At 41.2% G+C, this 26,300-nt stretch carries 19 protein-coding genes; 10 read left to right on the top strand and 9 right to left on the bottom strand.

From position 1 onward, the window contains the following. From BUA60_RS01150 to BUA60_RS01125, 6 genes are all read left to right on the top strand, one after another. Complete coding sequence (locus tag BUA60_RS01150; protein WP_072859918.1) at nt 1-1,434, top strand: sulfatase family protein; 1,434 nt, start codon at nt 1-3, stop codon at nt 1,432-1,434. 10 nt (nt 1,435-1,444) lie between these two features. Continuing rightward, the gene (locus BUA60_RS01145) at nt 1,445-3,031 is read left to right on the top strand and encodes a sulfatase family protein (RefSeq protein WP_072859917.1); all 1,587 of its coding nucleotides are present in this window, start codon (nt 1,445-1,447) and stop codon (nt 3,029-3,031) included. 74 nt (nt 3,032-3,105) lie between these two features. After that, nucleotides 3,106-4,698: an alpha-L-fucosidase gene (locus BUA60_RS01140; protein ID WP_084532445.1), complete on the top strand. Its 1,593-nt coding sequence runs from the start codon at nt 3,106-3,108 to the stop codon at nt 4,696-4,698. Beyond that, complete coding sequence (locus BUA60_RS01135) at nt 4,685-6,178, top strand: sulfatase (RefSeq protein ID WP_072859916.1); 1,494 nt, start codon at nt 4,685-4,687, stop codon at nt 6,176-6,178. The genes BUA60_RS01140 and BUA60_RS01135 overlap by 14 nt, the downstream gene beginning before the upstream one ends. 26 nt (nt 6,179-6,204) lie before the next feature. After that, a complete protein-coding gene (locus BUA60_RS01130; protein ID WP_072859915.1) occupies nt 6,205-7,794 on the top strand; it encodes a glycoside hydrolase family protein in 1,590 nt (529 codons plus the stop codon). A 190-nt stretch (nt 7,795-7,984) separates the two neighbouring features. After that, the gene (locus BUA60_RS01125; protein ID WP_084532444.1) at nt 7,985-9,025 is read left to right on the top strand and encodes a family 43 glycosylhydrolase; all 1,041 of its coding nucleotides are present in this window, start codon (nt 7,985-7,987) and stop codon (nt 9,023-9,025) included. A 144-nt stretch (nt 9,026-9,169) separates the two neighbouring features. Here BUA60_RS01125 and BUA60_RS01120 read toward each other — a convergent pair whose 3' ends face one another. Further along, the gene (locus BUA60_RS01120; RefSeq protein ID WP_072859914.1) at nt 9,170-11,554 is read right to left on the bottom strand and encodes a TonB-dependent receptor; all 2,385 of its coding nucleotides are present in this window, start codon (nt 11,552-11,554) and stop codon (nt 9,170-9,172) included. Between the two features lie 212 nt (nt 11,555-11,766). Here BUA60_RS01120 and BUA60_RS01115 point away from each other — a divergent pair, with 212 nt between their 5' ends. From BUA60_RS01115 to BUA60_RS01105, 3 genes are all read left to right on the top strand, one after another. Beyond that, nucleotides 11,767-12,783: a sensor histidine kinase gene (locus tag BUA60_RS01115; RefSeq protein WP_072859913.1), complete on the top strand. Its 1,017-nt coding sequence runs from the start codon at nt 11,767-11,769 to the stop codon at nt 12,781-12,783. Next, complete coding sequence (locus BUA60_RS01110; RefSeq protein ID WP_072859912.1) at nt 12,780-13,487, top strand: LytR/AlgR family response regulator transcription factor; 708 nt, start codon at nt 12,780-12,782, stop codon at nt 13,485-13,487. Before BUA60_RS01115 ends, BUA60_RS01110 begins: the two co-directional genes overlap by 4 nt. Nucleotides 13,488-13,771: 284 nt before the next feature. Beyond that, nucleotides 13,772-14,809, top strand: coding sequence for a LacI family DNA-binding transcriptional regulator (locus BUA60_RS01105; protein ID WP_072859911.1), 1,038 nt, complete (start codon nt 13,772-13,774; stop codon nt 14,807-14,809). Nucleotides 14,810-15,690: 881 nt separating this feature from the next. Here BUA60_RS01105 and BUA60_RS01100 read toward each other — a convergent pair. The 6 genes from BUA60_RS01100 to BUA60_RS01075 form a co-directional block, all read right to left on the bottom strand. Then, nucleotides 15,691-17,301 (bottom strand): UxaA family hydrolase, encoded by a 1,611-nt coding sequence (locus BUA60_RS01100; RefSeq protein ID WP_072859910.1) that lies wholly within the window; start codon nt 17,299-17,301, stop codon nt 15,691-15,693. Nucleotides 17,302-17,333: 32 nt separating this feature from the next. Next, nucleotides 17,334-18,779 (bottom strand): tagaturonate reductase, encoded by a 1,446-nt coding sequence (locus BUA60_RS01095; RefSeq protein WP_072859909.1) that lies wholly within the window; start codon nt 18,777-18,779, stop codon nt 17,334-17,336. Nucleotides 18,780-19,157: 378 nt separating this feature from the next. After that, nucleotides 19,158-20,201: a Gfo/Idh/MocA family oxidoreductase gene (locus BUA60_RS01090; RefSeq protein WP_072859908.1), complete on the bottom strand. Its 1,044-nt coding sequence runs from the start codon at nt 20,199-20,201 to the stop codon at nt 19,158-19,160. 90 nt (nt 20,202-20,291) lie between these two features. Next, nucleotides 20,292-21,566 (bottom strand): TRAP transporter large permease, encoded by a 1,275-nt coding sequence (locus BUA60_RS01085; protein WP_072859907.1) that lies wholly within the window; start codon nt 21,564-21,566, stop codon nt 20,292-20,294. Further along, nucleotides 21,563-22,027, bottom strand: coding sequence for a TRAP transporter small permease (locus BUA60_RS01080; protein ID WP_072859906.1), 465 nt, complete (start codon nt 22,025-22,027; stop codon nt 21,563-21,565). Before BUA60_RS01080 ends, BUA60_RS01085 begins: the two co-directional genes overlap by 4 nt. Further along, a complete protein-coding gene (locus BUA60_RS01075; protein ID WP_072859905.1) occupies nt 22,017-23,030 on the bottom strand; it encodes a TRAP transporter substrate-binding protein in 1,014 nt (337 codons plus the stop codon). The genes BUA60_RS01080 and BUA60_RS01075 overlap by 11 nt, the downstream gene beginning before the upstream one ends. A gap of 269 nt (nt 23,031-23,299) precedes the next feature. Here BUA60_RS01075 and BUA60_RS01070 point away from each other — a divergent pair, with 269 nt between their 5' ends. Further along, nucleotides 23,300-24,916 carry a sulfatase family protein gene (locus BUA60_RS01070; protein WP_072859904.1) on the top strand — a complete coding sequence of 539 codons (1,617 nt, stop codon included), beginning with the start codon at nt 23,300-23,302 and terminating at the stop codon, nt 24,914-24,916. A gap of 81 nt (nt 24,917-24,997) precedes the next feature. Here BUA60_RS01070 and BUA60_RS01065 read toward each other — a convergent pair whose 3' ends face one another. Further along, a complete protein-coding gene (locus BUA60_RS01065; protein ID WP_072859903.1) occupies nt 24,998-25,624 on the bottom strand; it encodes a phosphoribosyltransferase in 627 nt (208 codons plus the stop codon). A 3-nt stretch (nt 25,625-25,627) separates the two neighbouring features. Then, a complete protein-coding gene (locus tag BUA60_RS01060; RefSeq protein WP_245802484.1) occupies nt 25,628-26,287 on the bottom strand; it encodes a dienelactone hydrolase family protein in 660 nt (219 codons plus the stop codon). Nucleotides 26,288-26,300: the final 13 nt, after the last annotated feature.

The following is a 26,300-nucleotide window of genomic DNA, read 5'->3' as shown; positions in this document are numbered from 1 at the left end:
ATGAAACAGATTATTGGATTAGCATTATGGGCTTTTTTTGGGTTATTGGTCAATCGCATGGATGCACAGGAGAAAGAAATTAATAAACCTAACATTATCATCCTTTTTGCCGATGATTTAGGCTATGGTGATTTAAGCAGTTACGGGGCTCAAGATGTAAATACGCCAAATATTGATCAATTGGCGAATGAAGGAATGAGATTTACCGATTTTCAGGTAGCGTCATCTGTTTGCAGCCCTTCAAGGGCGGCACTTCTAACAGGACGTTACCCTATGCGTAACGGATTTCCCGTGGCTCAGGGAAAAATTGATAAACATAAAGATTACGGTTTACATCCCGATGAAATTACCATTGCCGATTTACTATTGAAACAAGATTATGCAACCATGGCTATAGGAAAATGGCATTTGGGATTCAATGAAGGACATCAACCTATTGACCACGGTTTTCAGCATTTTTATGGATTACAATCCAATTGGCATACAAGTCACCCTGATTTAGATGATGTATATAGCGATAATAAAGTAGTAAAAGAAAATGTAGCTTTTGAAACCTTGATAGGAGATTATACCAATAAAGCCATCGAATATATGGAAGAAAATAAAGAAAATCCTTTCTTCCTGTATCTAGCCTACCATTCGGTGCATTCTCCAATCCAACCCAGTAAGGAGTTTATTGGAACTTCAAAAGGGAGTTTATACGGTGATTATGTTCAGGAATTGGATTATCATGTAGGTCGATTGACCCAGGCACTTGCCGAGAAAAAATTAGACGAAAATACCATCGTCATTTTCTTGTCGGATAACGGACCTGCAATTTGTCATTTTGGCGGATCTGCTGGCCCTTTAAATGGAGGGAAATATACCACTATGGAAGGCGGTTTTCGTATTCCTGCCATTATTAAATGGAAAGGAAAATTTGCAACAGGGGTGAACGATACGTTTTTATCATCTATGGATTTATTGCCAACTTTAGCCTCTTTGGCTGGAGCAGAAATTCCAATAGACAGGGTAATTGATGGAAAAAACATCACCTCCATTTTAAAAACTGGAAAAGGAGTATCTCCGCATAAATTCGTGTACTATTACAATGGAATCAATTTACAGGCCATTAGAAAAGGACTATGGAAATTGCATCTGCCAAGAACTTCGGACGACCAACCCTTTTGGTCTAAAAACAGGAATGAAAAACCTTTTGAAGGGAAAAACTTAAAGAATATTGGATGTAGAGGGCTGATTGCATTAAAACACCCCCTATTGTTTAATCTAAAGTTAGATATGGGAGAGTTGACCGATATTTCTCATAACCACCCAGAAATAGTAGAGGAGCTGTTAAAAGAAGCAGAAAGGGTTAGAAAAGAATTGGGAGATATAGAGGTCATAGGAACAGACCAACGTGTACCTCCATTTGAAAATATTCAAGAGAAAATTTAATTCGAAAAGTATGAAATTAAAACCACGAGTATCTCTAAAAGTAAAAATAATTGTTTGTTTATTTTTTATAAGCAGTACATTAAAAATCCAGGCCCAGGATAAACCCAATGTAGTTTATATTTTGGTAGACGATTTGGGATATGGTGATGTTGGCTGCTATGGCGCCACAAAAGTAAAAACCCCCCATATAGATAAATTGGCAAACGAAGGTAAAATGTTTACCGATGCACACTCGGCATCGGCAGTATGTACGCCATCCCGTTATGCCTTGCTTACTGGGCAATATCCTGTTCGTGGGAACAAGGGGAAAGGCATTTGGGGCCCTGCGCCCGTTACTTCAGAATTATTGATAAACCCGGAACAATTGACCATTGCCGATGTGTTTAAAAACAGTGGTTATGCAACGGCTGCCTTGGGAAAATGGCATTTGGGGTTTGGCCATGGAGAAAATACTTGGGATAAACCATTGCGGCCTGGACCCAACGATTTAGGATTCGATTATTACTACGGGATTCCGGTGGTAAACAGTGCGCCGCCTTATGTGTATGTAGAAGATGACCGTGTGGTGGGAGAGGATCCAAACGACCCACTAGTGTATGTAGGTAGAGGAAAGGAGAAAGAGGTTACACCAATTACTCCTATACCGCCAGAAGCTTCACAGAGAACGGCCAATATGTTTAAAGGTGCTGCTAAAGCACACAAATTATACAATGATTACACGGTTGGCGAAGTATTGGCAGGAAAGGCTGTGGATTGGATAACTCAAAAAACATCAAGCAATAAAAAAGATCCATTCTTCTTATACTTTGCTACTACGCACATTCATCATCCTTTTACTCCGGGTACTAATTTTCAAGGAAAAAGTGATGCCGAACTTTATGGGGATTTTATCCAAGAATTGGATTGGATGGTTGGTCAAGTAACTGCCACATTAGAAAAGCAAGGCGTTGCCGATAATACACTGGTAATTTTTACCAGTGATAATGGTGCCATGTTGAATTTAGGAGGTCGTAATGCCGTAAAGGCGGGACACAAAATTAATGGTGATCTATTAGGATTTAAGTTCGGGGTGTGGGAAGGTGGCCACAGGGTACCCTTCATCGCCAAATGGCCCGGAAAAATTGAAGCCGGCAGTGTATCCGATCAGTTGATCTGTAATGTGGATATGTTGGCCACCTTTATGGCTCTTACCGGACAGGATCTAAACAATATGGATAATTCGGATAGTGTAAACGTTTTGCCAGCTTTGGTGGATGATCCCAAAGAACCTATTAGAAAAGAGTTGCTTTTAGCCGCCCATAAGCCAACGCATTTATCTTTAAGAAAAGGCAAATGGATGTACATTCCAGCCAAGGGAAGCGGTGGTTTTGGAGGTTCACAACCTCATCATCACGCATGGGGCGGAGCTGCTGCCTTAGCTTTTGTAGGAGGTGTTAATAGCGATATAGAGGATGGGCATATTAAAGATGATGCTCCTGTAGCGCAATTATACAATTTGGAGGAGGATAAATATCAATCCACCAATGTATACACCCAGTTTCCTGAGGTGGTAAAAGAAATGGAAGCCACCTTGGAAACCTATAAGCCCAAAAACTAATTTTGATGCCTGGTTTAAAGGCGGAATATCGAAATATAAAAACGAATCTGATGCAGAATTAAATAGAAAAAAAAATGAGAATTAAAAATTCATTCTTAATTGCAGTTGCTACTATAATATTAGTGTCTTGCAATTCAAATAAAAAGAAAGAGGTTGCTGTAAACGCTCCTTATGACGGTAGTTGGGAATCCCTTCAAAAAATGCCGGTACCCGATTGGTTCAATGACGGGAAAATAGGAATCTTTATTCATTGGGGCCCTTATAGTGTTATAGGTCACCGTAAAGGGGGTAGGGGATATGCAGAACATGTTCCAAAACTGATCTATACGGATTCCTCTTATTACTACCCTTATTTGCGGGAACGTTGGGGAGCGGCCCCACCGGAATTTGGTTATCAGGACATTATACCCGAATTCAAAGCTGAGAATTGGAATCCTGACGACTGGGCTAAACTGTTTGCTGACGTAGGGGCAAAATATGTAGTGCTCACAGCAGAACATCATGACGGCTGGGCCAACTGGGATTCAGACCTAACTCCCTGGAATGCCATGGATAAAGGTCCTAAACGCGATTTGGTTGGTGATTTGGGCAAAGCGGTCAAAAATGAAGGTTTAAAGTATGCGCCATCATATCACAGGGAAAGACATACTAGTTTTTTTACAAAAAAGCAATATGTGGTAAATGCAGATCCTCATGATGATATTTTGGAGGAAATCAAAAGAAATCCTGAAGCAGAATCACTTTACGGACCTTTTGGGTTCAGTAAAGAAGCCGTTGATGAATATGTTGCCCGTTGGAAGGAAATTCAGGAGAAATACCAACCCGATTTTTTATGGATAGACGATATTCCGATTTTTACAAGAGATGGAAACAACACCCAGGTAGAACCTAAAGTGTTTAAACCGGAAATACAATATCTGTATGATCAATGTAGACTGATGATCACCGATTTTATGAATAATGGAAAGGAAAAGGGCCAGGAAGTATATGTAAACAACAAGGGAGCCAATAGAAACTGGCCAGATGGGGTAGGCTGTTTGGAAAAGGACAATCTTAAACTAGAAGTAATCGGCCCAAAATGGCAGAGCTGTACCACCTTTGGTACCTCCTTTGGCTATTTGGAAAATGATACCTACAAATCAATAGAGGATATTATAAAGGAGATGGTAGAGGTAATTTCTAGAAATGGCAACTTTTTGGTGAATATCGGCCCCAAGGCAGATGGCACCATTCCTGATGAGCAATTGGAGCGACTGCAAGAAATGGGAAGGTGGCTGGAAATAAATGGGGAGGCCATTTATGGCACCCGCTATTGGAAAGAAAATCATCAGGAAAAGGGACATCTCGCTTTTACTACCAAGGGAACAAAGCTCTTTGCAATTGCATTGGAAAAACCAGTGAATTCTATAGTTATTGAAGCTACCAAAGGATGGGCAGAGAATGAAGTGAAGTTTATTAAACTTCTGGGATCCGGGGCTGAGGTTCAATGGAGCATGACGCCTGAAGGCTTGGAAATACTCCCTCCGGCAGACTTGGGAAAAAGTGACTATGCCTGGTCTTTTGAAATAGCAACAAATAGTGAGCAACATGCTCCCAACGCCATACAATCGGATGCGAGTAAGGCGTTGAAAGGGACTAAAAAAGTAGATTTGGATGGAGCACATTAAAAAGGCGATAGCGGTCGTTCTCTGTTCTTGGATGTTGTCTTCTTGTGAAAAAGAAAAGAAGCCAAACATTATTTTTATCATGGCCGATGACCTAGGGTGGCAAGATGTTGGCTTTATGGGGAGCAATTGGTTTGAAACCCCCAACCTGGATCAGCTGGCAGGGGAAAGCCTTGTCTTTAGCAATGCCTATATGTACCCTACCTGTTCCCCTTCACGAGCGGCTTTGTTAACAGGGAAACAGTCCTTTAGGACGGGAATATACAATGTTCCGGTATTGGAAAAAGGGGATAACCAACACAATATATTTTCGCGTTGGACGGTTGGCCTGGAACATACCATGTACGCAGAGCCATTGAAAAATGCGGGTTACCGATCCATCCACCTGGGAAAATGGCATGTGGTAGGTCCCAATCCAGAAGAGGAAAAAGATTATCCGTTTCAAAAACCCTTAAAGCAACCTGATAACGGAAACTTGGGTTGGTTGACAGACCACTTATCCATCGATATTCAAAAATACTATCCTTTGGGAAAGGGCTTTCATGAGAACGTAGGAGGCACCTGGTGGGGAGATCCTGCCCGTGGGTATACAGAAGGCTATAAATCTGAAAGCGGTGGCTATAAGGCCCCTTTCAAGAATCCTTTTATTGGGGATAAGGAAGATGATGAATGGTTAACGGACCGTTTGACGGATGATGCCATCGATTTTATTGAACGCAATAAGCAGCAACCCTTTTTGGTGAACCTTCATTATTATGCACCACATCGTCCTACAGTGCCAAGAGACAAGGATTCGTTTCAGAAATTTATGGGCAAAGCGGCTGATTCCATTACAGGTCAAGGAGAAAATAACCGTGAAGAAATTGCCGGCTATGCCACTATGATAGCCTCCATAGATGAAAATGTGAAGCGCATTTTTGATTATTTGGATCAGGAGGGGTTGAGGGAAAATACAATAGTGATATTCACTTCCGATAACGGATTTAACGGTTTGCAGAGCGGCACAAATATCTTGCGCGGGGCCAAGGGAACCATTTACGAAGGTGGCCTAAGGGTACCCGCTTTTGTAAATTGGAAGGGTCATGTTGCCCCTGGGGTTTCGGAAACGCCCATTTGCGGAATGGACTATTTTCCCACATTTTTGGACTTGGCCCAGGTGAAGGATTATAACGGAAAACTTGATGGGGAAAGTTTGCTGCCCTTATTGAAAAACACAGCACTGAAAGAGCGGGCCCTATTTTGGCACGTGGCAAGTACCTATAAAAATCCGCCATGTTCCATAATCAGAAAGGATAAATGGAAGCTGATCCAGTATTTAAACGATGGTAAGTTAGAGTTGTACAACTTGGATAAAGATTTAAAGGAAGCTCATAATTTGGCGAAAAATAATCCTGAAATAGTTTCCCAATTGTTGGGAGAACTAATGACTTGGCGAAAAAATAATAACGTGCCGCTTCCGCCGGCATCAACCTTGGAGTTCTAGAGTAAAAGAAATATTATTTGATAGATATGGTTAAACAAGTACAAGTTTTATGGGCAGTATTCTTATTATCCCTAGTCATTGGGTGTAATAATAAAAAGAAGTCGGACATAATTAGCTCAGGGGAATGGGTCATAGATTCCCAGGAGGACTGGCAGGGCAGCATGGCCCAACAGACCAATATGAATATTGCTGAAGGCAAACTAAAACCCACAGACAGCGTGGCAACCTTTAGGAGTACCCTAAAAAAGTTTGATAAGAAGCAATCGGTTAAATCCATTGCCTTATCCCAGTCGCCCGATTGGCTCAACTGGGAACCAGTTCCCAACCTGGGCCCCTCCAATCTTGGTGATGCACCGGTAGCCTTGCAATTAGGCGAAGGGAATTATTGGATGTTCGGGAGATATAATAAAAGTAAAAGTCAGAAAGAAGGGGTGTTTAAGGCGGAGGAGGCTGCTCTGGAAGGGTTCGATATTAAATTAAGCACTACACCATTTAAAAACCAATTTGATGCAGCAGGTGGTTTAAAACCAAGTTTAGGCGGATATCACGCTTGGCAGAGCAAGGATATGGTAAACTGGGTGCACCATGGCCCTGTATCAGAAAGTTTTTCAAAATGGGTAACCACTGCGGAATATGTAGATGGCAAGTTGTACTTGTATTACGATTTTCCAAACGATCAAGACCCACATCTTTATATTGATGAGGATTTAACCGATGGTATACCGGGAAAGAATATGGGCATGGCTTTTAACGACCCTACCCATGGCTCGGACTGTGCCGTGATTCGGGATTTGGAAGGTAATTATCATTTAATTGTAGAAGATTGGTCGCCTATCGATGCATCCACCCATGCCTGGGATTCCCCTTTAGCGGTGCATGCAGTAAGTAAAGACGGTACCAAGGATTTTGAAATTTTGGATCCGCCAGTGGATGAGCGTACCAAACCAACAGGAAAATTTGCTGAATATGTACATCCGCACTGGCATGCCGAAGATCCTGATAGATATCCCGGGAAAAAAGCAGAGGTAGATGTTCCCCAACATAAGGTTAAAGCCGGGGAAACACGTGCTTTTGCAAAATACGAGATTCACGAACCGGAGCAGAATGCTTATGGAGACTGGGCATCGATCTCTATTGGGGGGCAGTATTATTTATTTGCCGATTTTGACCCAGCGGGCGGACACGGAAGGGAAAGCATGAGTGTGGCTTGGTTCACTTCGGACGACATCAATAAACCTTTTACCTTCTGTGGCAATATTGGTCAAGGACACCCAGATCCGGACATCATATTTGCCGAGGGCACGTTTCATTTGGTGACTCAAATGGATACCGATTACGTTAGCGATGGCCCCTGGGTAGAAACCGTTGAAGTAAGGGTTGGAGTGGATAGCACGAATGATGGCACAATAGATCATTGGAGCGATTGGCAGGTGGTAAAGGAACAATATGATTATATAGAGGGTTTTGCCAAACAGATTGAAAGAATCCCTGCTATGGTGGACCTTGGAGGGCTTCCAGAAGGATATGGCGTCCAATTTGAAGTTAGAGTTGCGGATACAACTGAAAACGAATCGAAACCAATTCTGGACAAAGTAGTGCTTGCATTTGATAAGTAAGTTTGGGTATCTTGCTCGGCTCAAAGTACTCTTGATGAAACCGGAAGGTAGGGATGATAGTTTTATGATTAGAATTTATTGTGGAGTTGAAGGGAAGCGCATCAATCAATGAAAGGATATTGGAATATTGGGTTTAACAAAGAACATTTAAACATAAAACACTAATAATCAGAAATAAACATAAAATCGAATGAAAAGATCCATTAGAAGAAACCTGTTTGTATTCAATATTTGCGCGGCAATGGCAATACTATTTTTGGCTAGCTGTAAGTCCAAAAGCGAGGAGAAACCAAAAGAAGTGGAGGAAGTTGCAAGTCAATCACAGGCAGCCACCACCACATTTACCTATCAGGAGATTCCGGGCATAGGAATAGATAGTCTATACAACAGGCGGGACAATAGTGATGTTATAAAAGTAGGGGACACCTACTATGTTTGGTATTCTAGAATGGATAGGCCAACAACGGCCGGGTATTGGGCAACCATTTGGTACGCTACTTCCAAAGATGAGGGGCATACCTGGGAGGAGCAGGGCATGGCCTTGGATGTAGGAAAACAGGGCGAATTTGACAGCCATTCTGTTTTTACCCCCAATATTTTGGCCCATAAGGGAAAATATTATTTATACTATACAGGTGTAAAACCCACTCCCGGCAATGCAAAAAAAGAGTTTGAAAATAATTCAACGAACGACTTTACCGCCATTGGTATGGCAGTTGCCGATAGCCCTGAAGGTCCTTTCGTTAGGGTCAAAAACAATCCGATTTTGGAAGTTAGTGAGGTGCCCGAGGATTTTGATAGTTACCGGATTGATGATGCAGCTTTAATGGTAAAGGATGATAAAATTTGGTTGTATTACAAGGGTCGCTCTATTGTTCATGGGAAAAAAGGGCCAGGGCTCACTAAAATGGGGGTTGCTTTGGCCGATCAACCAGAGGGGCCTTATAGGAAGCATCCAGAGCCCCTGATAGATAGGGGACATGAAGTATTGATCTGGAGCCAAAATGGGGGAATTGCTTCCTTGGCGTCATTGAGCAAATCCATACATTGGTCCGAAGATGGAATTAACTTTTCCCCGGAAGAAGAAAATCTAAAGAAGATTCCAATCGCTCCAGGCCTTTATCGCCCGCATTTGGAGGATGGGAACCAGGCCAAGGAAATTCCGGGATGGGGTATTTCCCTAAAGGGCAAAAAAGGAGTCGTTTACTTAGAACGTTTCGAAATGAATTAAGAACGCGGGGATCCTTACAAATACTGTTCGGAGCCCTTTGGGACTTGGAACATTATACTAAAACCGTTCTTGACGGTCCAAACAAAAAAACCAACCTATTCAACTAGGTTGGTTTTTTTGTTAGTGCAACAACTATAACTTATATTATCTTCTACGCTGCTGCCCGGAGTACTGCATGGCCTCTCCCTTACCAAAGCCATAGCTAAAGCCGAGGGCGACAAATGTGCCTCTTTGACGGCGATTGTAAACCTCGTAACTGGCCTGGGCAATTTGGCTTTCGTCTACCCTGGAGGCGAATAGGTCCCTTACGCTTAAATTGAGAACGGCCTTGCCTTTCATTATATTTTTTCTTAGTCCCATATCCATGAAAAGCATGTCACTAACGTCACTTTGTACTGTTTGGTAACTGGATTGATAGTTGCCTGTCATCTCCAAATCAAAATCGGATGGAAGTTTAATTTTTGTCATTAGTTTGGAAGTCCATTGCTCATTGCTAAAGTCGAAAACCGTGGTCTCGAAGATGCCATCCCTTTGAAATTGATTATAATTAAAATCCCCGTTCAAGGTAAGCCATTTTGCAGGGCTATATTTCGCATTGAATTCTATTCCAGTAGCTCTATTGGTTCCAATATTCTCCGGCTTGGAGGTGCTAACGTTGTTTTCGAAGGTGGTAATACGCTCTATGACGTCTGTGGTATAGCGGTGGTACACTCCAAAATTGATGCTTGCAGGGCCTAAAATATAAATACTGGTTACCTCATAGGAATCGGTAAATTCGGGCTGTAAATCGGGATTACCTTGTCGGACGCTATAATTGTTTCTAATATTGAAAAATGGGTTCAAATCCCACATTCTTGGTCGGTAAATACGCTTGGAGTAACCTGCTTGAATGGAAACCTTATCGCTAAACTTATAGGAGCTATGAAGACTGGGAAAAAAATTACTGTAGTTTTGATCGTTGGCCGAGCTCGTAGTGACCAGGAGGGTATTCTGATCGGTCTGCTCCAAGCGCAAGCCTCCCTTTATGCCCCATTTTTTTCCTTCATAGGAACCGGTACCGTATACACCTAGCACCTTTTGATCGAATTCAAAGACATTGGTCAGTCCAGGGTCGTTAACGAAGGCACCGTTGGTGAAATTATTTACCTCGTAATCATTACTTACGTCGTTCATGACATATTGGGCCCCTGTTTCCAAAGTCCACTCGTCAGTAATAGGATTGGTATAATCCAGTTTAAAAGTGAATATAGCTTCTTTAAAATCGGTTCTAGTCTGCTGTCTGCTATCATTGTCATCCCCTGAGATGGTGGTATTCAAGAATTCGGAGGATTGGTCTTTTCCAAAGAAATTTCCAAGGCCACTAAAAAGCAGGGTATGGTCCTCATGGTTCTCGAAATCCTTTTTGTATTGCAGTTCGTATTGAAATTTTGGATTTTTTGCGTCTGTAACTTCGGTTCGTTCCCATTCCGAACTAATGGCATTGTCGGAGTCCAAGGCCACAAAACTGGTGTTGGAGGGTTGATCCTCTATTTCCATGGCAAAGTTTCCCGAAAGGGTCAATACGTTATTATCATTAATATGATAGTCTGTTCCCAAGACGAAATTATAGTAGGTTTCATTCCTGTACTCGGTACCGTTACTAAGAATGGTGGTGTTGTTTATTAGATCTACGTTACGGGTTTCCAGATCGTTGGGCATATCCCTTAGGCCTAACCCCAATTGGGTAAAAAGGTTAAAATTCTCTGTTCTTCTGTTTAAGCTCACCCCCACGCTATGGCTATCAGGGGCACCGGTATTCACCGAGATGGAACCGTTGAGACCTTTTCGTTCCTCTTTTTTCAGGACTATATTGATAATGCCCGATGTACCTTCGGCGTCATATTTGGCTGAAGGGTTGGTCATTACTTCGATTTTTTCGATCATATCCGCTGTAATGGTACCCAAGGCATTTCCTTCCTCACTAGCAATGATAGATGGCTTACCGTTGATGAGAATCTGTACTCCCTGACTCCCCCTAAGACTGATGCGCCCTTCTATGTTAACGTTAACGGAAGGTACATTGTTTAAAACTTCCAAGGCACTTGCCCCTGTGGTACTAAGGTCTTTGCCTACGTTGAATACTCGTTTGTCCAATTTAAATTCGGTACGTGAAACTTCTCCCTGTACCACTACCTCCTGTAGCTGTTCTGCATCCTCTGAAAGGGCAACCCTTCCTAAATCAATAGTCTGACTCTGTGTTGGTGGTGGTCCAAAAGTTTTGGTCTTGAAACCTAAATAACTTACTTCTATATAGTAGTCGGAAGCATCGGTCTCCAAGCTAAAACTGCCATTATCCATAGTGGTAGTCCCATCAATGGGTTTCTTGGTTTCGTTATCGCCTACCATTACCGTGGCATAGGCAATGGGCTGTCCGTTGGATTCCTCCACTACAGTACCCTTTATGGTTACCGTGCCTTGTTGGGCAATGGCAGCAGGGCAATAGAGCATTAATGAACAGGCGGTTAACACTTGTACCAAAAGTTTTTTCATGGCTTCCTTTATTAATTTTAATTGGAACTGTAAGAATTACAAAGATTCATTTTTTTATTGAGAAGGGAGGGTTATTTTCTGTGAACGACAAAAGTATTCCATTGAACGACAGCCAGTAATTTTTGCATAGGGTATGCGCCGTTTAGGGGTTTATTTATGCCGTTGGGATGCCTCTATTTTATGAAACCATGGCAATAGCTTAATTTTGAGGAATGAAAAAAGCCATGATTTCCAGGAAGGAACTGTTCTTTCAAGTCGTGCTCCATGTCCTGGTGCTGCTTTTCTATTCTTTTGATAAGTACAATCCGGGAATTACCTTTGCCCAACTGGTCTTCTTTTTGGTCTACACTATTTTTGCTGCTTTTATTACCTACTTTCTGATGCCAAGATTTTTATACCGAAAAAAATATTGGCAGTTCTTGGGAATGGTAGTTTTGGTATTATTCGGTGTTATTTGGGCCGAGGAACTTTTGGAACTGGTCTTTTATCCAGGAACCAAAAGAGCAAACATTGTTCCTGGGATCTATTATGCCGTCTTCGATGTTTTACCTGTCATAGGAATTTTATCGGGATTCAAGTTTGCCTGGGATGCCATAAGCTCCCAAAGTGAAGTGGAAAAGTTAAAAATGTCGGCTCAGGAAAATGAACTGCAATTTTTAAAATCACAGATCAACCCCCATTTTTTGTTCAACAATTTGAACAATCTTTACTCTTATGCCATTGATAATTCCCCAAAAACACCTACCATTATTTTGGAACTTTCTTCGGTGTTGAGGTATATGTTGTATGACTGCAAGGAAAAGTATGTGCCACTTACCAAGGAGATAGAACACCTTAAAAACTATACCCAATTAAGTGAATTGCAGATTGAGAATAGGGGAACCGTAGATTTTAAAACGGATATTTCAGGCTCTGGATACCGTATTGCACCATTAATATTGACCGTATTTGTGGAAAATGCCTTTAAGCACAGTACCGCAAGCCAATCGGAGGATATATTTATTAGTGTGCTTATCAAGGTATCGGAAAATGGCCTATTACAATTTGAATGCACCAATTCATTTCGGCGTGAAACCAATACTGATGATCTTTCCCATGGTATAGGTCTTCAGAACGTTAAAAAGCGATTAGGGTTAATTTATCCTGGAGCACATAGTTTATCTATTGATGAAACAGAGACCACCTATTCCGTTATTTTGAACATCGATCTAAAAAAAGGTAGCACATGATTCGTTGCATCATTATAGAGGATCAGCCGCCGGCACAGCGAGTACTTCAGAAGTACATTGGGGAAATGAAGAGTCTGGAGCTTAAGGCTACTTTTGCTGATGCCCTTAAGGCCATGGATTATCTAAAAACCGAAGCAGTAGATTTGATTTTTTTGGATATCCATTTACCCAAGATTTCCGGGATAGATTTTTTAAAGGCATTGAACAATAAGCCCCATGTGATATTAACTACGGCTTTTTCGGAATATGCACTTGAAAGTTATGAATATCATGTAACGGACTATTTGTTAAAGCCATTTTCCTTTGAACGATTTGTAATGGCCGTTTCCAAAGTTCCTGTGCCTAATTTTCATGCATCCTCCTTGGAAAAGGATTTGGAGAGGAAGACGGTTCCAGAGGTAATTTTTATTAAGTCGGGCTATGAGCACCTTAAAATAGCCATTGCAGATATTTTTTATATCCAATCCGAAGCGGACTACACCGAAATTTATACTGCAGAGAAAAAACATCTTACCTCCCATTCCTTAAGGTATTGGCTGCAGACCTTGCCAACAGATCAATTTACACAGGTTCATAAATCCTATATTGTGAATACCCGACAAATTGTGAAGGTATCGGGCAACCGCATCTATTTTGACCAAGAAACCTATGTGCCCATTGGGCGCGCCTTTAAGGAAGAGTTTGTGGAAAAGTACCTCAAGTAACGTTCAATGATGGACGATTGTTCCTATAGAATACTAAGTAAGGTTCCCAAATTACACCTTCAGCCTAAATTGCAATCGATTACAACCTAATGCTTAAAATAGTATATCTTGCCAAAGTTATATCTAAATGCTTTTTAAAAGGAAGACACTAATCCAATGGAACGTGGGAATTGAAGGTACGACCATTGTACAATTTTCTTTTAATTTAGTGCCTTTTTAGGACTAGGTTTGTTACCAATAAAGAGCTAAGGATAGAGGTATTATTATAAGATGTTGCTTAATCAATGAAGAAAAAGACTACCATTTATGATATAGCGGCCAAACTTGGTCTAACCGCTGCTACGGTCTCCAGGGCCTTGAACAACAATGTCAAAATAAGTTTAAATACCCGCAAGCTGGTTTTGGAAACTGCCCTGGAAATGAATTATGAGCAGAATAAGTTGGCATTGGCCCTAAAGAGTGGTAAAAGTTATAATGTTGGTGTCATTGTTCCTAGAATTGATAGTAATTTCTTTTCATCGGTTATACGTGGCATTGAAGAGGAATTGTACCCCAAGGGTTACCATGTTATAATCTGTCAGACCCACAACCAGGAAAATTTGGAAATTGAAAAAATAAACTCCCTCTTGAATGTACAGGTAGACGGAATTTTAATGTCGATTTCCAATGCCAATTTGGAGAACGACAAAGGTTTTAACAAGTTAATTAGGAATAAAAGAACCCCTTTGATATTTTTTGACAGAAAGAAGAATATAAAGGGGGTTAGCTCCGTCACGGTTGATGATTTCAAGGGGGGCTATGAGGCAACCAAACATCTTATAGAACAGGGTTGCAGGCGCATAGCCCACCTGTCCAACGACCGTAAATTTGAAATTTTCAACAATCGGTTTTTGGGTTATAAAAAGGCCTTGTCCGATAATGGAATTGAATTTGATGAAAGCTTGGTCATTGAGACGCAGAGTAACGTTCTAGATGGTAGAAGGGCGGCAAGGTTACTTCTGGATATGGAAACACCACCAGACGCTATATTTTCTTCCAGCGATTTTGCTGCCTTGGGAGCTATTCAGGAAATAAAGGAAAGTGGATTTAATATTCCAGAGGATATGTGCGTTGTAGGTTTTTCCAATGAACCCTTTACCAGATTTATGGAACTTACGACTATTACGACGGTAGATCAATTTCCGCTGGATATGGGAAGAAAGGCTGCCCAAGTTTTTTTGGAAGAAGTGGGCAATACGGAAGATACCAAAACAACCCAGAATATAGTGCTTACCCCGGAATTGATCGTTAGGAGGTCATCTTCAAAAAAATGGAAAGATTGAAGAAATGGAACAATTTCTTCAACCTTTAATTGGATCATGCCTAATTGTTGTTTTTATGTAAAAAATGGGATTATTATGAATTGTCGTGTATTTTGATTTTGGGTTTTATTTATTGGTAAAAATCAAATTAAACTTATGTGGAAATTATTCTATCATTTTACTCAATTGGTTTTTATTGTTTTTTATCGGATTTCGTGAATCTTCGATTTCTTTGCTTTCCAATGAAACCGACGCAGGAGGTTCATAAATACCTTATTATAAAATAGAATGGCAATGAATAAAATGAAACCGTAGGTTCACGAATTCATCTTTAAGAAAATAACCAGCCATGAGCTTAACAAACCCGCCTTGCCGTCGGGCAGGAGAAAAGACCATTCTTCACTAGGTGGCCCCTAAAATCGTGGGATTTTATGGACCGATGCCATGGCCTAAATTATTGCCAAGGCTTCAATAATTCTTGGCGGCCATGTCCTCTCCACTACGGAAGAAGATCGCCCTAACATTGCACTTTGGAGAAGATGTTCAACGGTATTCAGTAACGGTCAATGATTTATCGGAATTGGTTAGGTTGCAGGAAAAAAGGACCGGCCTATTTTTATTTTAGTAGTAAATCAAGGGGTTTTCACACGGGGTGCCGGTAGGCGTCCAAAGAGCATTTCACCCTAGTGAAAGCGGTCTGGACGCTGCGGCCGTGAGAAGTCCGTAGATTTCAAGAAAAGAAAAATCAGCCTAGCGTTTTTTGGTTCGTTTTTTGGGCGATGCAAAAAATGAACAGAACATGAACTCTGGAATTGATTATTCTATCTTTTTCTAATTAACTCACAACTTTTGAGATAGATCTATTTAATTATTGAATATTCAGTGAAATAGTCCAAAATAAATTATAAAGAGACCCCTCTGCGCCACGGAATAAAATCATTCTGATTTAATAATTTTGCCTTGGTTTGAATCTTGCCGCTGGCTACCTCGATTATAAAGTTTAACATTTCCTCTGCCATTTCCTCAATGGTTTTTTCACCTCGTATTACCGCTCCGGTTTCAATATCGATTATATCGGGCATTCTTTCCATAAGTTCGGTATTGGAAGAAACCTTTATAATGGGGGCGATAGGATTTCCTGTCGGGGTGCCCAAACCGGTCGTAAACAACACCACATTGGCTCCAGAGCCTACCATGGCCGTTGTACTTTCCACATCGTTTCCGGGGGTACACAAAAGGTTAAGACCAGGTTTGGTAATGTATTCCCCATAATCCAATACATCCTGTACCGGGGAGGTGCCCCCTTTTTTTGCGGCCCCGGCCGATTTCATGGCATCGGTAATTAAGCCGTCCTTAATATTTCCAGGTGATGGATTCATGTCAAAACCTGAACCTGCATCCACCACCGATTTTTCGTAGGCCTTCATTAGCTTTAGAAATTTCTGTCCCTTGTCATCTTCCACACATCGGTTTACCAGTTCCTGTTCTACCCCACATAGCTCCGGAAATTCGGATAGTATGGCCGTACCATTAAGTGCCGCCAATAAATCTGAAACTGCTCCCAGGGTAGGATTCGCCGATATCCCGGAAAAACCGTCCGATCCACCACATTCCAATCCAACCCGTAATTTGGATAATGGAGCAGGTTTACGCACGGTGTTATTAGCCTTTTTTATGGCTTCAAAGGACTCTTTTACAATGGCCGACAACATTTCATCTACTGTTCCCATTTGCTGTTGCTCAAATATGAGCACCGGTTTGTTCAGGTTGGGGTTAATAGTGTTCAAGGCTTCCTTAAAAACGCTTATCTGTAGGTTCTGGCAGCCCAAGCTCAATACCGTGGCACCGGCCACATTGGGATTGTTTACGTAGCCCGCCAATAATTTGCCCAAACTTTCGGAATCTTGCCTTATACCACCACAACCCCCTGGGTGGGTAATAAATTTTACATCGATATTCTCGAAAACATTATAGGAATTATTTTCAACCGAGGCTTCTTCAGTAGTATTGTTCACCAAGGAACGAAGCAACATTTGATGCGGATTCACTTTTTGTTTTAAAAGCTCCTTTTCAAAAACTTCCTTTAAGATTTCTATGTTCCTGTTTTCACAAAAAACCAAGGGGAAAAATAACCATACATTTTCGGTACCAACCTGTCCGTCTTCCCGATGGTAGCCTAGGAAGGTTCTGTCTTTCCATTTATCCACATTGGGCGCGGTCCAACCAATGGTTTCGGTTTTTCCAAATACCTTTTCGCTCTGGTGCTTAACATTTTCGGTGCTGAGTACATCCCCTTTTTCAATAATGCCATTGGCACTTCCAACAAGTACACCGTACATCATGATCCTGTCCCCGGATTCAAATTTTTGCAAAGCAATCTTGTGTTTGGATTTGATATCCGAAAGCACTGTGATGTCCCGGCCTTCAAAAGATATTACCTCTCCCGCCTTTAAATTGACCAAAGCAACGGCAACGTTGTCCGATGAATTTACTTTAATAATTTTACTTTTCATTGTTATGAGGTATAGTTCGTTTTGTTTAAAGCTTAATATCTTTTGCTGAAATTGGCAAAGCCTACTTCTATTCCGTTGGTGTCAATTTCTTCAAGGGCCAGTGCAACTGCATTGGAAAGGTTGTTAATTTGGTTTAGATCCTCTCCCCAATAGTTTATATTGCCCAAGGTTTTTGTTGCTATTTCCGCATAATTATTGGACTTCCATATTTCGGCAAAGGCATCTACTATTTCCGCACTGTCGTTAACGGGCAGGTCGCCGCCCTTCCAGGTTCCTTTATAAAATCTAATTAAAGCGGCAAAGGCAAAGGTTAGGTTGGTTGGTAATTTTTTATTGCGAACTACATACTCCAATAAACTAGGCAATACCCTTACCTTAAATTTGGAAATGGAATTTAGTGCTATACTGGATAGATTATGGATAATAAACGGGTTCCTAAAGCGGTCCAAAACCTCTTCGGCAAAACTGTCCAGCTCCGTTTTGTCCATTGGAAGGGTTTGGTTTATCTCGTTAAAGATGGCGTTATTTACAAAGGTACCGGTAAAATCATTATCTATGGTTTGTTTTACGGTTGTATTGCCGTACAATAATGAAAATGGTACCATGGCAGTATGGGCGCCGTTTAGGATTCGAACCTTTCTGGTTCTATAAGGCTGCATGTCCTCTACTATCTTAACGTCTAGATCTGTTTTGTGAAAGGGTAATTTTTCTTTAAGTTGATCATCGCCTTCAATCACCCAAAGAAAAAATGTTTCTGCCGCAACTATTAAATTATCTTTATAGGAAAGTTGGGCGTTGTATGCCTCAATTTCGTCCTTAGGATAACCAGGTACAATGCGGTCTACCAATGTGTTGTGGAAGGAGCAGTGTTGGTTTAGCCAAGTTTTAAATTCTTCGCCCAGTTTCCAATCATCGGAGTATTTTAATATTATTTCCTTTAGGGTGTCCGAATTATAATTGATCAATTCACAAGGAATTATGGTCAGGCCTTTATTGGCATCCCCTTTAAAGTATTTAAAACGTTCATACAATAGCACTGTTAATTTAGCAGGAAATGAGCTTGGTGGCTGCATATCCAATGTATCGGTGGCAACATAAGCAATACCGGCTTCGGTAGTATTGGAAATAATGAACTGAAGTTGCTCCTCCTTGGCTAAACTTAAGTAGTCCTTAAAATTGCTGTAAGGGTCTATTCCTTTTACAATGTTGGTAATAAGTTCCTTATGTTGAATCTCCTTGCCCTTCTGTATACCTTTTAAGAACAGGGTGTATAGTCCGTCTTGGTCGTTTAGCATTTTTACCATGCCCTGGTCTATGGGCTGTACCACCGCTATGCCCGCATCAAAATTGGCTTTCTCATTTAATTTTTGGAAGGCATAGTCCACAAAGGCCCTTAAAAAGTTTCCTTCTCCAAATTGTACGACCTTTATTGGTGGGGTAGTATTTAAATTGGTGATTGTTCTGTTTAATAAATTCATGTGTTAAAAATTATTGGTTGTTATTGGCCATTTACGGTTTTATTCACATCTTATTCAACTGTGTATTTTTCTGGCGTATATTTTTTGGGAGGTGACGGTAAAAACTTCTTCCGGTCCTCCTATTTCTAAAATGTAATCGATTACACAAAAGTACTATAAATTATTTCATATCCAATTAATTCTATGCTTCTTCAGATGCTTTTATTTTAAATAGAAGGGATTCTGGCTGTACATTGGAAGAGGCATATAGGACAATTTCTCCCATTATCACAATCCCTGATTATTTAGGGATAGCAGGTTCATTTGCAATCTTGTTACCACTTACAATATAAACACAACAATCGACTTTTAACTGCTTCAGACCTAAGCCTACCTAATTTATAATTGGATTACTTTCCTTTCCTTGTTACTTTCCAGTGCTGCTTCAATTACTCTAATGACATTCATCCCTTCGGTTCCTGTGACCGGTACGGATCCATTATTTCGCAAGGCTTGGTAAATACCTTCATAATATTCCATATAATCCCCATTTAGCGTAGGTATATGTTCCTTAATTATTTTACCATCCTTCTCCGTATGCAACAATCCTTTTTCCTTATCCGGTTCGGCCCCCCAATCCTTTGATCCGGGAATTTTTCCGGCCTGGAGCTCTGCCTCCTGAATATCCGCTTTGGATTTAATGAAAGAGCCCTTGGTACCGTGTAGAATATTTCCGGGCAAAGCCTCACGTACATAGTAGCTCGATTTCAATATCACCCTATGGGTGCTGTAGAACAATTTTACATCAAAATAATCCCCTACCTTGGAATTGGGGCGAAATGTATCCAGATCGCCGTAGACGGCCTTCGGCATACCAAACAACATCAATGCCTGATCTATCAAATGTGAACCTAGGTCATATATGCTTCCAACGGCGGCCGTGGGTATTTCCTTATGAACCTTGTGACTCAGCCCCGGGTCATAACGATCATAATGGATCTCCGCCTCAACAATGTTTCCCAGCCATCCCTCATCCAAGACTTTTTTCACGGTTTTAAAATCACTGTCATATCTTCTATTGTGGTAAACGGAAAGTGTTACATTTTTTTCCTTGGCCAGCTGTATCAGTTCTTCCGCCTGTTTCACAGTGGCAGTGAACGGCTTTTCCACAACTACATTTTTTCCCGAATTAATGACCTGTTTGGTAAAATCATAATGGGTAACACTTGGTGTATTTACCACTACCAGTTCAATATTTTGGTCTGCCAACATTTCTTCCAAGGTGCGGAAGGTTTGTATATTGGGATATTTGGCCTGGGCGTTGTTTTTGGTCCTCTCCCAAACCCCGTATAAATTGAATGCTGGGTGCACCTCAATGAAGGGAGCGTGAAAAACGTATCCACTCATTCCGAAAGAACATAAGGCTGTGTTTATAGGTTTCATTGGTTTAGATGTTTTAATAATTACATATAAATTTTCAATAATAATGATCTATTCCCATAAAATTTATAAAAGAATCCGGAACTTTCCGTGTCAATCTATAAAAAGGTTAGGCAATGCCAGGGATAATGACGGAAACAAGGTGACCAATATCAGCACCAAAAAACTGACCAACAAAAATGGCAGGCCAGCCTTACTAACGGCACCTATGGAAATCTTTCCGATACTGGAAGCCACAAAAAGGCAGACCCCCACAGGTGGTGTTGTTAACCCTATAATTAAATTCAGCACGGCTATGACGGCAAAATGTATGGGGTCCACATCCACGGCAACCGCCACTTTCAGTAGGATTGGAAAAAGTATCAATAAGGCGGCAATGGTCTCCATAAAGGTGCCTACCACGATCAATAACAGATTGATCAGAAGTAAGACCACATATTTATTGTCTGAAAATCCCAAGATTTCCTTGGAGATCTCTTGTGGAATTTGTTCCGTAATCAAGATATAGCCAAAAAGATTGGCAAAACCCACCAAGACCATCAGGGAGGCCGAAGTCTTCATGCTGTCGAGCACAATGACCTGAGTATTTTTCAGATTCAATTTTTTATAAACGAACTTTCCAATAATCATAGCATAGACAACAGCGATAATAGAGGCCTCCGTCGGGGTAAATATTCCACCCACAATTCCGTACAGGATAATAAACGTCATTAAAAGCGACCAAAACGTATCCACAAAACTGCCTGCCACATCCCTTAGGCTACTGCGTTTATGTTTTGGGTATTTTTTGCGTTTGGATATGGAATAGGCGGTGAACATTAGACCTACGCCCAATAACAAACCTGGGAGTGCTCCTGCCAGAAACAATTTCCCTACAGATAGCCCGCTCAAGGTCGCCGCTATGATCATGGGTACACTTGGGGGGATTATAGGCCCTATGGTGGAGGAAGCTGCTGTAACGGCACATGAAAAGTCCGTATCGTAACCTTCCTTTTTCATGGCAGGGATCATAATGGAACCCATACTGGCCGTATCCGAAATGGCCGTACCCGAAATTCCTGCAAAAAGCATGGAAGCACCAATATTGACCAAGGAAAGTCCCCCGCGAATATGACCTAACAGATGGTTGCAGAACTTAATAATTTTTTCAGTGAGCCCACCTTGGTTCATCAGATTTCCTGCAAGGATGAATCCAGGAACACTTAGCAGTACAAAGACATCAATGCCCGAGTACATTTTCATAGGTACAATGATCAGAGGAACCCCTTTTACAACTAAATAACTTAAACAGGCAAGTCCTAAAGCGAAGGCAATGGGAAAGCGAAGTACTAGACCAAGAACAAAAACGATAACCAATATCCAAATCATGGTCTAGAATTTTTTATAATTTTCATAATTTTTTTTAGCAGGTAATAACTTATTGATGTGGACATAATAAATATGCTAAAGAAGGCAATGCCCATATTGAAGCCCATACTCGGGGATTTTTCAGGGATTCCCAAAATCACGAATTTAATGGCGTATACGGCCATGATAACAAAAAGGATTAGGGAAATTGAGGGTACAGCCAGGTGTAATGTTTTTTTGATCCTTTCTGGAAAACGTTCGTAAAACATGTCCAAATGCACATAAAACTCATTCTTCATTGCCAGACCAGCGGCGAACGACATGGCATAGATAAAGAAAAGTCGCGAGGCCTCTTCTGTCCATGATGGGGTGTTCATGGGTGTAAAACGGCAAATTATTTGGAGCAATACAGTAAACAACAGGCCATATGTACTTAATAAGGTCCCCATTTTTAGCAGGCGGCCAATGGTTTTATTTAGCATCGTCTTTTTCTTTTTTAAGTTGGCGGTAAATTTGCTTCATGTCAGGAGATAGGCTTTCATAAATGGCCTTTTCACTTTTTTTTGCAAAGGCTTCTTTGTCCACTTCTATAAATTGCATACCCTCTGCCTTCAGTTCATCCTGAACATTTTTTTCGTTTTCCAGATAGAGCCGGTGTTCGTAGTGCTGCATTTCCTTACCTGCCTGTAGAAAAATTTCTTGAAGGTCCGGCGGAAGCTTTTGAAATTGTTTTTCTCCTACTACGGGGTACACCCAACTTATAACATGCCCTGTTAGGTTAAGATATTTCTGTACCTCGGAAAAACCTGCATTATGGATCATGGCAAACGGATTTTCCTGGGCCTCTATGGTGCCTTGTTGAAGTGAAGTAAACACTTCGGAAAACGCCATGGGAGTTGGTTTGGCACCCAGTGCGCTCCATGTGGTAACAAATGCAGGTACATTGGGCACCCTTATGATAAGACCTTTTAGGTCATCCGGGTGCCGTATGGGTCTATTGGATGTTAAATGTCTTGGCCCCCTTTCAAAATGTCCTAGGGCGCGCAAGCCTGCCTTTTTTATCATCTCCTCCTCCATTAATTTCCCTACCGGACCATTAATATAGCGGTTCATATCAGTTGAGTCCTGCATCAGAAATGGCAGCTCGCAAAATGTGGCCACCTCGAACCAATTCGTCAAGGTAGACCCTGTGGTGGTCATATCGATAACCTCTGCCTGGATAAGTCGTATAGCCTCGATCTCTTTGGCCAATTGTTCTGAGGGGTATAGTTCCACTTTAATGCGTCCTTTGGAACGTTCTTCCAGAATTTCCGAAAAATAGGCAAAGGCCTTGTACCAGGTATGGTCTTCATTGACCAACAGGGCGGTCCGCATCAAAAACTCGGGTTCTTTTTTTTCTGGCCCACAATTGACGAACAGAAATATTATGAAGACAAGTATGGCACATACAAGAGGGTAAGGGGCTGTACGAACTTTATTTTTCATGTAGTTGGTCTGGATAGCTTAATCTTTCTAAATATAGCTATTTTGTTTTAACAATTGAAGTAAGATGAGTATGCCGTTTTGGAATGGGAGGTAATTTGGGATACAGTTTGTCGTCTAGGTGAATGGATATGGTTTAGGCGTAAATCTTATAATGGTGGTAATTTGATATTTCTGCATTATCCAAATGTTAAAATTCTTATATTGAAAGCTATATACATAGAATAGGACGCCCATTGCGCTTCGATCAACGATCAATAATCTATATAAGAATGCGAAAAATTGTCTTAATTGTTTCATTTTTGGTGGTATTGATAAGCTCCTGCAAAGGTGAAAAATCAGTGGACAAAGTGGAGGTGCAAGGCTCCGACAAACCCAATATCGTTTGGATTTATTTGGAGGACACGGCACCCCTTTTTGGCTGTTATGGAGCTCCATTGGTTGCCACACCAAATACTGACAGTCTGGCTACTAAGGGAATGCTCTTTAAAAATGTATTTATGCCCGCCCCTGTATGTTCGGCAAGTAGGTCCAGTATCATTACGGGAATGATGTCTACCAGTTTTGGGGCACAGAACCACCACAGTTCCAGGACTACTGAATCGGCCATATATTTGCCGGAACAGGCCAAAACGATTCCTGAATTATTCAAGGATGCCGGATATTTCACCTTCAACAATGGCAAGGACGATTATAATTTTGTGTATGATAGGAAAGACCTGTATGATCAAGAGTATCTATATCATCCCCTGTACGGGAAAAGTGGTGTACGGTTAGATTTGGTTAGCTTGAAAGGGAAGGAGCCCTTTTTTGGGCAGATTCAGATGTACGGGGGAAAGGAAATCTTCAATTCCAAGTTCAAGGATAATGTGGCTTCCCCGGTGGACCGTTCCCAGATACAACTGCCACCTTATTTGCCCCATCACCCGGCAATTGTGGAAGAATATGCCAACCATTTGGATGCCATTCAGATTACCGATCAAAAAGTAGGTGGGATTTTGGATAAACTCAGGGAAAACGGTCTATTGAAGAACACTATAGTTTTCTTTTTTTCCGATCATGGAATGCGTTTGACCAGGAATAAGCAATTCCTTTATGATGGTGGCCTGCAGGTGCCCTTGATCATTGCTGATTTTAGGGAAGGGAAATCAAAAATACAAGCTGGATCCGTGAATTCCGATCTGATGGCTGGATTGGATTTGGGAACTACTGCTTTGGCCCTGGCCGAAATCCCCATTCCGGAAAATATGGAAGGCAGGGATATCTTTAACAATGCCATAGCGCCCAGGGAGTATGTGATCTCGACCCGTGACCGTTGCGATTTTACCATAGACCGGATACGGTCTGTGCGGTCCAATGAGTTTAAGTATATCCGAAACTTTATGACGGACAGGCCTTATACACAACCTACTTATATGGATTTTGATAAGGTAGAGTTTGTAGGGGTAATGAAACAATTGCATGCAGAAGGAAAGTTGAATGAGGCACAAGATCGCTTTATGGCTGCTGAGCGGCCCTCGGAAGAATTGTATGATATAAATGCCGATCCTTTTGAATTGAACAATTTGGCGCATAATCCCCAATATTCTAAAGTATTGGAGAAATACCGTTCTGTATTGGATCAATGGGTTCTGGAAACGGATGACAAAGGACAATACGGAGAGGATGAGGCCGGTTTGAAATTCATGTTGGGCATATGGGGAAAGGACTGTGTAAATCCGGAGTACGATGTTCTCAGAAAAAAATATCCAAATTTTGAAGGATCCTTGGTTTATTTAAAGAGTGAAGCCTCCAAAAAAGTGGAACCAAATTTTGTTGGTACACCGCTTTTTGACATAGAAGGGAATCAACTTGTTCAATTTTCTAAAAGGCCAATTCAAGAAAAATAAAGGTAAGAATTATAAATTGTTGTCGGAGGAAGAACCAAAATAATAGGCTTTTCCAGTTTAGATTAAGTCACCAAGCTTATACTAGGAATTAAATTCTTCCAATATTTTTATGGCTTCTTCGTCGGACACCTGATCAAAATCCATATAAAATTGTCCTACTGCCTGAAAATTAAAGGGTGTCTCCAGGCATACCACTTCATCAATATAGGAGGCGGCATTTAATTTCTGTACTGTTGACTTAGGGGCTACAGGTATGGCGATCACAATTTTTTCCGGCTTTCGGTCATGTACCAGTTGTGCGGTGACCCTTATGGTATTCCCTGTGGCGATGCCGTCGTCAATAATGATTACGATTTTATCCTTTAAGGCTATGGGAGACCTATTCCTATAATATTGGGCCTCTCTTTTTTTTAGTTTTTCGCGAAGTCGTTTCTTTTCTTTCTCGATATAACCGATGGAAATTTCAATGTTATCGTCTAGGACAATATTGTTGAGACTAACGGCCCCAATGGCAAATTCCTTGTTGAACGGATGGCCTATTTTTTTGGAAAGTGCAACATCCAATTTTGCATTTAATGATTTGGCTACAATAGCTCCCAAAGGCAACCCGCCCCTTGGGATGGCCAAAATCACTACATTCTCCTTGTCCTTATATGCCTTTAGCTTTTTAGCTAGTTGAAGTCCGGCATCGATTCTATTCGTAAACATTTTTTATAGTTTTTTAGTTATCAGCCATTTCTTGAACCAAGATGCGGAGAGTTCGGCCACCTTCTCCAGCTTTCCCGCTTCCTCAAAAAGATGGCTTGCCCCTGGTATGATTTCAATTTTTTTTTCACTTTCCATTTTAGCATAGGCCGTGATATTCAATTCCAAGACTGCGGAATCCTTTCCGCCAACAATAAATAAGGTTGAAGCCGTAACCTCGGAAATTTCATCGAGGGCAAGGTCCGGTCTTCCACCTCTTGAAACTATGGCCTTTATATCATCCTTAAAAAAGGCAGCCGCTCTTATTGCCGATGCGGCCCCGGTACTGGCCCCGAAATAGCCCAGGGAAATTTGCTCGGTTTCCCTTTGTTGTTGTACCCATTTAGTTGCCGCTATAAGGCGACTCGTTAAAAGGTTTATGTTGAACCGTGTTGCATAGTTCTCGTCTTCGCTTTCTGTCAATAAGTCGAGCAATAAGGTAGCCAATCCCTTTTTATTAAGTATGTTGGCAACGAAATTATTTCTGGGGCTAAACCTACTGCTACCACTACCGTGGGAAAATATGACCAACCCCTTGGCATTTTCAGGGATGTACAAATTAGCCTTTAAAGTTAGGTGCTTTAGGGGGATGGAAATGGCGCTATTTTTTTCTTTTTCTAACATCATAATGCTATCATAT

Source organism: Arenibacter palladensis, from assembly GCF_900129275.1.
Taxonomy (GTDB): Bacteria; Bacteroidota; Bacteroidia; order Flavobacteriales; family Flavobacteriaceae; genus Arenibacter; species Arenibacter palladensis.
The sequence above is the reverse complement of the archived record's forward strand: the minus strand, read 5'-3'. Positions and strand labels throughout refer to the sequence as shown.